The sequence below is a fragment of the Nostoc sp. genome, assembly GCF_036917775.1.
GTDB lineage: Bacteria > Cyanobacteriota > Cyanobacteriia > Cyanobacteriales > Nostocaceae > Nostoc.
The window spans coordinates 45,214-56,420 of record NZ_JBALEQ010000102.1 but is presented as its reverse complement, the minus strand read 5'-3'; the positions used below and the strand labels follow the sequence as shown (position 1 = coordinate 56,420).

General features: G+C 38.7%; 7 protein-coding genes. 1 reads left to right on the top strand and 6 read right to left on the bottom strand.

Going from position 1 to position 11,207, the window contains the following annotated elements:
* Nucleotides 1-375 precede the first annotated feature (375 nt).
* The 3 genes from V7K69_RS21150 to V7K69_RS21140 form a co-directional block, all read right to left on the bottom strand.
* Nucleotides 376-906 (bottom strand): hypothetical protein, encoded by a 531-nt coding sequence (locus tag V7K69_RS21150; RefSeq protein ID WP_335037881.1) that lies wholly within the window; start codon nt 904-906, stop codon nt 376-378.
* 287 nt (nt 907-1,193) lie between these two features.
* Nucleotides 1,194-1,790, bottom strand: coding sequence for a hypothetical protein (locus V7K69_RS21145; RefSeq protein ID WP_335037879.1), 597 nt, complete (start codon nt 1,788-1,790; stop codon nt 1,194-1,196).
* Nucleotides 1,791-1,992: 202 nt separating this feature from the next.
* Nucleotides 1,993-3,345, bottom strand: a complete 1,353-nt coding sequence (locus tag V7K69_RS21140) for a helix-hairpin-helix domain-containing protein (protein WP_163929269.1) — start codon at nt 3,343-3,345, stop codon at nt 1,993-1,995.
* Between the two features lie 357 nt (nt 3,346-3,702).
* Between V7K69_RS21140 and V7K69_RS21135 the strand changes: the two genes are divergently transcribed.
* The gene (locus V7K69_RS21135) at nt 3,703-4,674 is read left to right on the top strand and encodes an SGNH/GDSL hydrolase family protein (RefSeq protein WP_335037875.1); all 972 of its coding nucleotides are present in this window, start codon (nt 3,703-3,705) and stop codon (nt 4,672-4,674) included.
* Between the two features lie 237 nt (nt 4,675-4,911).
* Here V7K69_RS21135 and V7K69_RS21130 read toward each other — a convergent pair whose 3' ends face one another.
* The 3 genes from V7K69_RS21130 to V7K69_RS21120 form a co-directional block, all read right to left on the bottom strand.
* Nucleotides 4,912-6,012 (bottom strand): response regulator, encoded by a 1,101-nt coding sequence (locus V7K69_RS21130; protein ID WP_335037873.1) that lies wholly within the window; start codon nt 6,010-6,012, stop codon nt 4,912-4,914.
* A 1,516-nt stretch (nt 6,013-7,528) separates the two neighbouring features.
* Nucleotides 7,529-8,020, bottom strand: a complete 492-nt coding sequence (locus V7K69_RS21125) for a hypothetical protein (protein ID WP_335037872.1) — start codon at nt 8,018-8,020, stop codon at nt 7,529-7,531.
* A gap of 271 nt (nt 8,021-8,291) precedes the next feature.
* On the bottom strand, nt 8,292-10,877 hold the full coding sequence (locus tag V7K69_RS21120) for a GAF domain-containing protein (protein WP_335037870.1): 2,586 nt from the start codon (nt 10,875-10,877) through the stop codon (nt 8,292-8,294).
* Nucleotides 10,878-11,207: the final 330 nt, after the last annotated feature.

The following is an 11,207-nucleotide window of genomic DNA, read 5'->3' as shown; positions in this document are numbered from 1 at the left end:
CGGATGCTTTCAGGCTGACAAGATAATATTTTTAACCTCTAATTCCATTTGGTCTGCTTTCTCTCATATCGCTTTTAGTCTAAACTCCAGTTGTACCCACTGATAGCGTAGCGTCTCGTAGAGAGGGTCTTACAATTTTTGATTAATAATTTTAATTTTTAATTTGAGCGTACTCCTAACAGAAGCAAGCTACGCGCAGCGTCTCGTAGAGAAGCGACTTGACTCCCTATCCCTCCTTTTTAAGACAATACAGTTCAGATAAGACCAAAACACTTGTAGAGACGGCGATTTATCGCGTCTCAAAAACCCACGATTTTGTACAAGTAGCGCTTAACCCAAGCGTATTGCTTTTTAAGGAGGGAATTCGTTTTACATCTACTTAACTGGGATAATTTCAAACTCGAAAGTACTGATCAAACGGTCATCAATATAGACTTCTATCCTATGCTTACCAACCGGATCGCCAGGGGTAATCGTCCAAAAATTCTCAATTACACCCTCTGGAGCCGACTGTGTACGCCGTGTCACAGATGTCATCCCGTCTGGTGACATTGAGAAGTCTTCACCGCTATCTGTACCCCAAGTTTCTGGAGGTTTTGGTAAACGCAATACTTCGCGCCATTTTACTTCACCTTGGTAGTCTTTGAGTTTAATCCGCCATCCGTAGGCGTTTCCCTGCTGAAGTGGCACTCTTGTTGTCTGGAAAATGGTAACGTTACCTTTGGAGTCAACTCTCTTCAGCCCAAACTCAGCTTTGCTAACAGTAATCTGTTTTGCATTTGTTGGCGCAGGGGATGATATGGTATTTTGTACCACAACAGAAGTAGCGTTGATTGGCTCAGAACATATAACCCCAGATATTAGCCAAGAGGAAGCTAGCACAGCAGTAGCAGCCCAAATTCTCATTAGTATCTTCCTGTCAGATTTTTGGTACTTATTCAAGTAATCTGACACGTTTTCCGGGCTATGGTTGCTGATGATTTGACAAAGGTGAAATTGCTCTTAGCTATCTGGCAAATTTAATCGATAAGTAGTCGGACAGAAATATTTATAGTCATTGTGAGCCTTCGCTTCTCTTTGCAATGACATTGATGAATTAATTCTGTCTGACTACTTAGCTTAGGCGATTTGAAACTTCCACGGCTAAAATCCAATGGGATTTTTGCTTCACATCTTGCCTCTTCAGTCAAGGCTTAACTTTTTAAATTAACCTTCCCCTCAAATTTTGGCACATCTTGATGAGATAAAAATCTTTCACTAGTGTGATAACTTCTTCGCCATTTTTCGAGCTGATCTATAGATATTGATTTAGATGTGACGTTCACACCATTTCCTCGCCAAGCAACTTCTGGATCTGTTGTGAAAACCCCACACTCTAATTGTTCTAGCCTCATATTCCAATATTCACTAAATCGGCCTTTTAAAGTAATAACTTGCTCAAATACCTTGTTTCTGTGTTTATTTCTTCTTTTTCTTTCTGTAGCTCCTGTTGCTTCCGTATCAATAAACTTAGTTTCAATTAAATACAGACTACCTTTAAAAGTTAGGTAGACAAAATCACACTTTCCTAAATCTGTATAATCTGAAATTGGAGATTTTTCAAATAACAGCAATTCAGCGCACGAGGGAAACAACTCTTTAATATTCAGAAATAAATAAGCTTGCAGTAGAAGTTCCTTATCATAAGGAAATAAGATCACTCCTTCAAAAAACTTTTGAATGTCCTCGTGAGTTTGGGGTTGAATCCTTTTACAGTATGAAACAAATTTATGTAGCTCATTTACGCTCATCAAGTTTTAACTCCTTCCCCCGGTCGCAGCCTTAAGGGTATTAGCATAAAAAGATACCACTCCCTCAAGGAAATTATCATCCGCATAAGTAACTAAAAAAACGCTTTTAACCCTGAATACTTAAGGCAATTTACTGTTGACAGTTCAATAAAACTAATTTTTCAGATGCTTTTCAGTATTGGTGGATTTTTCACTTCTGGTATTAGCTACCAGTGAGCGATTTGATATGAGCAGGAAAACTAGCATTTTGCAAAGCTTGGACGGTTATTCTTGAATCTTGTACAGAAAATTGCCAACCCAAGCGAACAAGTTTCCGAGATTTTTCAGTTTGGATAATTCCAATAACTGGCATTTTTGCCTTTTCTTTATCTACTGAATGTTCTTGCAAAATTGTTTTCAAGAGATGTAGTTTTTCCATATCACCTGCTTGCTGGGGATTTAACTCTACCATTACCATTTGTACTGTTTCCACTGGCTCTGCATCTTCAACAATAAATTGAGTTTGCTCGTCGCGTCGGTCTACTTTCCCCCAAATAATCAATCTTGTATCCACTTGAAGTAAGGAACTAATGCGTTCATAAGTTTTAGGAAAAACTACAGCTTCTGATTGTGTGGTTAGGTCTTCTATTTGCAAAATGGCCATCTGATCGCCTTTTTTTGTAACCACTTTTTTGACGTTATTTAACATCACAACTGCACAAAGTCTTGTGTCTTCCCTTTGCTCTCCCAATTGCGAAAGGTTAATTGGAGTTAAAAGTGGTGCTATTTGCCTTAAGGATTTTAGTGGATGGTCTGATACATAAAAACCTAATAATTCTTTCTCCATCTGCAACTTTTTCTGTGGAGGTAAATCTGTCACAGGTTTAGATTTAGGAGCAGTTTCAAAGGCATTATTTGCTCTTTTATTCTGAGTAGAAGAAAATCCATCGCCTAATAAATCAAAGAGATTCCCTTGTCCACTGGCTCTGTCTTTAGCGCGAGATTGTGCCCAATCATACACTAATTCTGAGTCGTTAATTAACTGTTGGCGGTTGGATTCAATTTTGTCAAAGGCTCCACAGTAAATCAGCGATTCTAGAGTCCGACGGTTCACAGCACGTAAATCCACGCGATCGCAAAAATCAGCGAGAGATTTAAACTCTCCTGTCTCATTTCTCGCCTCTAAAATACAGGCGATCGCATTCTGTCCCACGTTACGCACCGCCGAAAAGCCAAACAGAATCTTTCCCAATGTCGGCGTAAAATCAACACCAGAACGATTAATATCTGGCGGATCTATGGAAATACCCATGTTTGTACAGTTAGTAATATATCTCTGTACCTTATCGGTATCGCCACTGTTAGCCGTTAACAGGGCCGCCATATATTCCAATGGATAATTAGCTTTTAAATATGCTGTCTGATAAGTTACATAAGCATAGGCGGTCGAATGGGATTTATTGAAACAATTAGAAGCTATGAAGCCATTTTTGAGTGCAAAATTATGGTCACGCTCAACTCCAATGTCATAGACATTTTGTTTGCCTAAATATTTACGTGTGGCTATTTTGATCATCCTACCTTACCCCTGAAAAAAAATTTGCGAAATTAATTAATTGATAAAATGATAAAAATTGTAGTCATAGTAATACTGGTAATATAAAATTATATCACTAGAAAACACTGCTATACTCTTACACAAAAGTAGACATATTAGGTAAACAGTTAATAGCCATGTAATTGCTGTTTTTAAAGCTTATAAACAGATACCAATACATATTAATCCCCTTAATTCAGATGCTAGGATACTGGATTAAATCAGGGGAGCAAAGAAAGTTTTTCCTTCTACACCTCGCCCCTGTACCTCTTTCCAATGCCGAATGCGTCAGTTAGTATCGTTGAGAAGCAACACGGTATTAAAGGGTGTGGGTAGGTGAAAGTGGCACTGATCGTAATTTTGGCGGTGGTTTTAGGATTATTTATGATAGTCGAGATCGGACTGCGATCGCTCTTTGGCTTTGGTAATCCCCTAATTTACATTGGTGATGAGCAGATTGGCTATTTATTGGCTCCTAACCAGCGTACCCGTCGTTTTGGTAATCGCATTGAAATTAATGAGTATTCTATGCGAGGTAGTGCGATCAATAAAACACCCGCACCTTCTACGCTGCGAGTTTTACTGTTAGGGGATTCTATTGCGAATGGTGGTTGGTGGACAGATCAGACTAATACAATATCGGCGATCATGATGCGTTCTCTAGCATCATCCACTCATCGTAATTATCAGGAAGTGGAAGTGCTGAATGCTTCAGCTAACTCTTGGGGGCCAAGGAACGAGTTAGCCTATTTAGAGAAGTTTAGCCATTTCAACGCCCAAGCAGTTGTGTTATTAATTAATACCGATGATTTGTTTGCTACTCCTCCTACTTCTTTACCGGTAGGACGCGATCGCAACTATCCCGATAGTAAACCTCCCCTAGCGTTAGCAGAAGTGTGGCAACGTTATATCGTCAAGCAGAAGCCAATTCCTGAAATGAAAGCGGTGCAAAATGAAGCAGGCGATCGCGTGGGGATTAATTTGGAAGCGATCGGCAAAATTCAAGCCCTGACTCGCCAAAGCAAGAGCCAATTTTTACTAGTTATGACTCCCTTACTGCGAGAAATTGCTGAACCAGGCCCCCGCGATTACGAAATTAAAGCCCGCCTACGCTTGAGCGATTTTACTAAAGCCCAGCAAATTAACTATGTAGACTTTTTACCGATATTCAATTCAACGAACAACCCGCAAGGTTTGTATCACGATCACATTCACCTCAATTTGCAAGGTAATAAAGTTGTCAGCGAAGTTTTGGAGCGATCGCTTTTAGAAATACTAAGGGAGATACCAATTACTCAGACCTACTAAAGTCGTCAATTCTACCAGAAAATATTTGTATTGAGTGATTTTCCACTCATGGAAATTAATTTATATAGCTTGTTTAGTACTCATTATCTTAATAAAGTTGTAACTCTTATAGTTGAAATAATTATTAATTAATTTAAATTCAGACAATCTTCTACAACTTGAATACTAGCCATCAAAATAATACTTAACCTTAAATATTAAAAATGATTAAGTGCTGTTATTTATTATATTAGAAAATTAAATAATATGCTTAAAGATTACTTTTAGTAAATCTCCTTGTGTAAAAGGTTTAGTTAAATAGCCTGATGCTTTGACCATCTTAGCTTTAGCTCTATCTATAAATCCTACTTTTTCTGACACCATAATCACAGGTGTATTTTTAAAATTTGAGTGTTTACGCAGCAAAGAGCAGAGTTCGTATCCGTCTAAATTAGGCATTGAAATATCCAACAAAATGATGTCGGGTTTTGTGTGAACAATCTGCATTAAAGCTTGTAAAGAATCGGTAACTCCCACAACACAAAAGGTTTGCTCATCTAAATAACTTTGAATAGTATTCAATACTGTAGGACTATCATCAATACAAAAGATGGTGTAAATTTTTTTCTCAACCGGAGGTTGGGTAATTCGCTGACCCCTATGTTCATTAGTATTAATAGAGTAGACGGGTGGTCTATAGCCGTTTGTTCTAAAATTTGGTGTACTTTTGCTCTTAGGTTTTAGCTCATTGATTTTGAACAATTCTGAGGGGTGTGATTTAGAAGTTGGCGCAGTCTGACGATTGGCTGCTTCTCTAGGAGAGGCTACGCCTACGCTTTGGGGCGTTTGACATCGTTCAACCAGTAAGCGGAGATTAAGATGACAAAACTTTGGCATATCATCTAAAAAGCTTTCAGGAATAAATTCATAACTCCCCTCTTCTAAGTTCAGAAATGACTCTAGAACTTCTAGCGCCAATTGCTCTATGAGTATCGCCGCTTGAAAGGGACTGATATATTTTTGATTAACTAACCAACAAATAGCCAAATAATCTGGGTTCGGTATTGCCTGATTTTCAATCCCAGTTTCAAATATCGCCCGTAACTGTTCGTGAATTTCACAAGGGAGAGTAGAAATTTGCTGACTCAAGCGTTGCAAATTTCTGTAAAGTGGCTCAAACATTTTCTCTGAGTAGCAGGCATAAATTAGTTTACCTTCATCTACATATATTGACCAAGAGCCTGATGTGCTAAACACCTGCAAACAACCAGTAACAGACTTACCAGTGATTTTTTTCAACAAAGATAAAGGCTGGAGTTTTTGAAAAAATCTGTATCTATTAATCGGAAGTGTCTTCATTGGGATAGCTCTGGAATAAAATTAACATTGCAGGCGAAATTAGTGAATTACCTTTTCGGAATTCACTGCGACTTGGTTGGAAGCACTATCAGATAAATATAGCGGTCACATTTGAGTTAGTACAGAGATTCCACACCCCCCAACTCTTAATTAACCAATCTCTGTTAAGCTAGAAAGCACGAATTACAACTAAACCAATCCATATTGTTGCCCAATAGCAAAATGGCCCGACTGGTTGCCAGGATATAGTATTTCAAAAACTAGATTGGTTTTCTGTATCTTTTGCTAATCTAGCCAATCTAACAGTAACTCAAGTGCAACAGATAGACTATTGGCTCTCGCCCATCAGTCACAAAAGTATCATTGTTATCCGTATCTAGTAGCCTACAATTGCAGATACTTTAGTTCTCTTAGAAAAGTTTTTTTGCCCCTCATACTCAAGTCTCAAGCAATCAAAATCTCCAGTGCTGTAGATGAAAAAGCTGCTCTATCAAGGCTTTTATGGATTAATTCAGCAATGAAAAGCAATGTTTTGGTCGCCATAAATAAAGTTGTCAGGTACTTTTGCTAGAAGTTTATTCTTGAGGGAAACTTCATCAATAGAAAAAGTATTATTAAAAACTAAGCATTCAAAAAGCCCAATATCTTACTTAGGTCTTGAGCTTGTAGAGCAACTCTTAGTGTTGGGACTGGGCAAAACTACCAATTGCACAACAAGAATGGGAAACCTCCGACCAAGGATGAGTTAGCTGGTAATTGTCGCCATAATGGTGTGTGGTGAGTGAGATGCACAGCAATACTGCTCGGGTAAAGCATTTTTAACTCGAAATTGGGTTTTGGGAAAAGGTTAAAGGTTTTTTCTTTCCCCTTTCCCTTTTCCCCAAAACCCGACAAGTATTGAGATGCAAAGGCGACCAAACCAGCAGAAGGGCATCTCTTCATAAGTACTAGAAACGGGTTCTAATGTTGTTTGGGGCGAAATATTCACCTGGCACAATTTAATTTGAAGTGACAAATTCAAGAACTTACAGCGAAATTCTTGATTAGTAGTACATACCTGCAAAATCGCTATTTCCTAGCTAAATGGTAGATAACAAGTAACGTACTCACTAAAATTTAGATTACTATAATTTTCAAAAAAAGTTAGAAAGAATATCTAAACTTTATGATAAATCAGTAAAGTAACCATGAAAACTAATTAATATTATCTTTTAGTATTTTTTTGCTCTAATATCCGGGAGGGCTAAAAATGTACAGTAAAAGATAATTTTGCCTGCTTATTTAATTACACTTAATAGATAAATGAATCATTTTATAATAGCAATTTAACCGAAGAATCTCAAGCTTTAAAAGTCACCAATATAAATATAAAATTGCCTGCGTAGGCGTAGCCGTCATAAATATTGCATTCATTAACTCATAAAGTATATGTAGCAAAAAGACGCAAAGAATTTCTTTGCGTCTTTGATGTGAGATTTATAAGTAAATATTCTCACCGTTATAATTCTCCATCTACTTAAACTTGCTCGCGCCAGCACCAGCTTAAAAGTGTGCCACCAGCCACCAACTTAACTACTTCCAGTACCCAATAACTACCGTGTAATAAATTCATTGTCGATGGAATAGCTGCTGCTGCTTCAAATAGGTTTAACTGAACTCCTATGGCGCACATTTGCGGAGTTAAGAAATAAGTGTCAAGCACAGCTATAGTTAGCAGCAGCCCAGATAAAATAATACTGCCAATGCGCCAGTGATACTGGGTTTTACCCAAAGCTAATGCCCCTGTCAGCACTACAGCAGCAGACAATAATTCCATCCGATTGAAATTCCAAAAAATTGTATAGCCTGCTATTGTAAAACCAGCTTGACTCATCATGCCAGAAAGATAAAGGCTAGGCATAATTACCCAGTCTAAAACTAAACTAGCACTGAGCCAAAAGCCCAAAGTCAATATTATAGCGGTTTGCCAAATTGGTCGTTTGAATTCAAGGCTAGAAATAGCAGTCATAAAATAATTGCGTGTGTTGTATTTCTTAGTTTCTAACTTCACCAGCAGTTTGACAAGAAATATCAATTAACCTTTACAAAGCGGCTTATCTTAATTGATTCTTAATCCACTCCCAAGATTTTTTAAACTTAATTGAGAAATATTAAGATATTTTAAAAAATAATTTCAATAGATTTTTATTTTTAATAAATACTCAATTTTTCTTGAGTTTGCAGCCAGAGACTGCAAACTCAAGAAAGATGATAATTAGTGGTTCAATTAGCAAAATCACTTATTTCTCTTGAAATGTCCAGACACCTTCATCCCAATCTGACTCTGTTGGCGGTGATTGTAACCAATGCTGACAACGTAAAAGATGCAACATAGCAGCTTTATCTTGGTTGTCTGCTGCTAAAACTAGGGCAAATTCAGCCCTAGCACGGTTAAAATCGCGCTTGAGATAATACTCGCGTCCTTTGTGATAATGCTCAATCACTTGCAATTTTTCGCTTTCAATTGGGTTGGAACGCAAACCGAGTAATTCATATATAGCTACTGGCTCATTTCTGCCTTTGACACGAATGTAATCTAGTTCCCTAGCCCAAATATGATCTTCGCAGGGTTTAAAAGTGTTATGGCTAATAATAATGTCGCAACCATATTGTTTGCTGACACTTTCTAATCGAGAGCCAAGATTAACACCATCACCAATGGCGGTAAATTCCATCCGTTTACTAGAGCCAATATTCCCACTAATCACAGTATCTGAGTTGATACCAATGCCGATTTTAATTCTGGGCTTATCATCTACATAGCGACGTTGATTAAATTCGTGCAGGCGATGGCGCATTTCTAAGGATGTTTGCACTGCCATCCAAGCGTGTTCTTCTAATGCCAGAGGAGAACCAAACACAGCCATAATTGCATCGCCGATGTATTTGTCAAGAGTGCCTTTATGTTTAAAGACTGCCTCCACCATTGATTCAAAATATTCATTGAGCATACTTACCACTTCTTCTGCTTCCAGGTTTTCTGTCAAAGTGGTGTAGCCGCGAATATCAGAAAATAAAATCGAAACTTCTTTGCGATCGCCTCCAAGTTTAGCATCATCCAATTTCAGCAATTCTTCCGCTAATTCCTGGGTCATGTAGCGGTACATCGTACTTTTGAGCCGCTTTTCATCACTGATATCTTCCATCACCACCAGCGCCCCCCGGACTTGCTCGTTGTCGCTGGCATCGGCAATTGTGTTAATGGATAAATTAATACTATGCTGCTCTGTACCAGTAGTTAGGAGTGTGCGATCGGGGTAATACTGCTGGCGGCCTTTTAAGTCAACTGCGTGTAAAGCATCTTGATACCACTTGCTAAAGTCGCCTTCTTTGATGCCAATGACATCATTAACTAATTTACCTTCTAAACGTTCATCTACTCCCAGTCCCAGCAAACGTTGAGCGCTTTCATTAGCGGCGATAATTAATCCAGTTTTATCAGTGGAAACCACTCCATTGGAAAGACTACGCAGAATATCTCGTTGCATTTGTTCTTGTTGCTTGACTGTGGCAAACAACTGGGCATTTTGCAGCGCAACTCCGGCTTGAATATTAAAAGCTTCCATAAATTCTTCATCGTTGCGGTCAAAGCTAGCTTGGAAGCAGTCGGGAGCTTTGGGCCAATCAACTGGATTATAAGGTGGAAAATCACCACTTTTCTTTTTATTTACGAGTTGGGTAACACCAATCAGTTGTTGATCGGCGTTAAATACTGGCATACAAAGTAAGCTACAAGTGCGATAGCCATTTTGCTGATCGAGTTGTTTGGCTGTATCAGAGTCAGGATCGTCGTACAAATCAAAGGCAATATTCAGTTTCTTGCCCGAAACCGCTACTATACCCGCAAAGCCTTTACCTACAGGGACTCGCAATTCTTTAGTTGAACCATCATCCTGAGTGATTTTTGTCCACAATTGATCGCGCTCATGGTCTATTAACCATAGTGTACTGCGATCGGCATTCATCAGTTCCTTGGCTTCATCCATCACCCGCTTCAAGGTGTCTTCTAAGTCGAGACTGCTTTGAGAGAGGGACTTGATGGCCTTCATGAGTGCCGCCACTGCTCTTTGTTTTTGGGTGGCGACATAAAAAGAGCGCGAGGATTCTAAAATTAGGCGAATTGAAGGGGCAAATTCTTGAAATAATTGTTCATCACAAGAGAGAAAACCTTTGGTATCAACGCGCTCGGCAAGGGGAGCGGCGTGATTATTCCCAGATTTTAATTTATTCAGTAATTGTACTACTGCAACTAACTGTCCATGTTCATTTAACAATGGCAAAGCCAGCATGGTGTAGGTGCGGTAGCCAGTTCTTTTTTCTTGTTCTTGGGCAAAATGCGATCGCGGATCGTTATAAAAATCAAAGGGAATATTGATAACTTGTTTGAAAGTAGCGACTTCTCCAGCAATTCCTTTATTGGCGGGGATACGAATTTCTAAAGAGCGATCGCCTTCCCCCTCAGCTAAAATCGACCAGAGTTCTTGTTTTTCTTCATCCAATAAAAATATCGTTGTCCGATCTGCTCCCAGTAATTCCCCGGTTTTCAAGGTAATCGAATGCAACATTTCTTGCAGAAGAGTTTCAAACCCCTGAGAATCCAGCATTGATAGGGTTTGATGGACAATCTGTAATTTTTGCTCGACATCCTGAACGACCTGCTTAAAAGTATCCTGAGTCAGGGGAGCAAGAAACGTAGAAAAATTTCCTTTCCTTGTGGCAAGATTGCCGACAGGAGCAGAATTTGTTTGTAATTCGAGGTTTTCTTGGTTGTGAACACCAATAATCAAATCGGTGGTTTCCCCATAACTTCCTTGATACGCTGACATAACTGATATTTTATATAGCAGGATGAGATTTTAAATTTAAGAATGCGATGAAATTTATGTAAGTTGTGCTAAAAGCAACAATAGCCTTGATATTATCCATAGTTTAATCGCTTGTTTAGCTAGCGTCATCCTGTGAATAGGGGTGGAAATTGATTACTAACAATTAAATTTTGACCAAAACCCTTTTCCACTGACGGATACAGATGATGGATAGAGGGTGAGACCCCTCATTTAAACGATAAAACAATATTATCTGCATCCCGTAGTGAGCAGATCCAGACCTCTTTTTAAGATAGTACGCGAACAAAGTAGGGCTATAGCCTCTGACTA

Bases quoted from the DNA above. Each gene is read 5' to 3' on its own strand.
- V7K69_RS21150 (WP_335037881.1), bottom strand. From the start codon at position 906: ATGAGAATTTGGGCTGCTACTGCTGTGCTAGCTTCCTCTTGGCTAATA.
- V7K69_RS21145 (WP_335037879.1), bottom strand. From the start codon at position 1,790: ATGAGCGTAAATGAGCTACATAAATTTGTTTCATACTGTAAAAGGATT.
- V7K69_RS21140 (WP_163929269.1), bottom strand. From the start codon at position 3,345: ATGATCAAAATAGCCACACGTAAATATTTAGGCAAACAAAATGTCTAT.
- V7K69_RS21130 (WP_335037873.1), bottom strand. From the start codon at position 6,012: ATGAAGACACTTCCGATTAATAGATACAGATTTTTTCAAAAACTCCAG.
- V7K69_RS21125 (WP_335037872.1), bottom strand. From the start codon at position 8,020: ATGACTGCTATTTCTAGCCTTGAATTCAAACGACCAATTTGGCAAACC.
- V7K69_RS21120 (WP_335037870.1), bottom strand. From the start codon at position 10,877: ATGTCAGCGTATCAAGGAAGTTATGGGGAAACCACCGATTTGATTATT.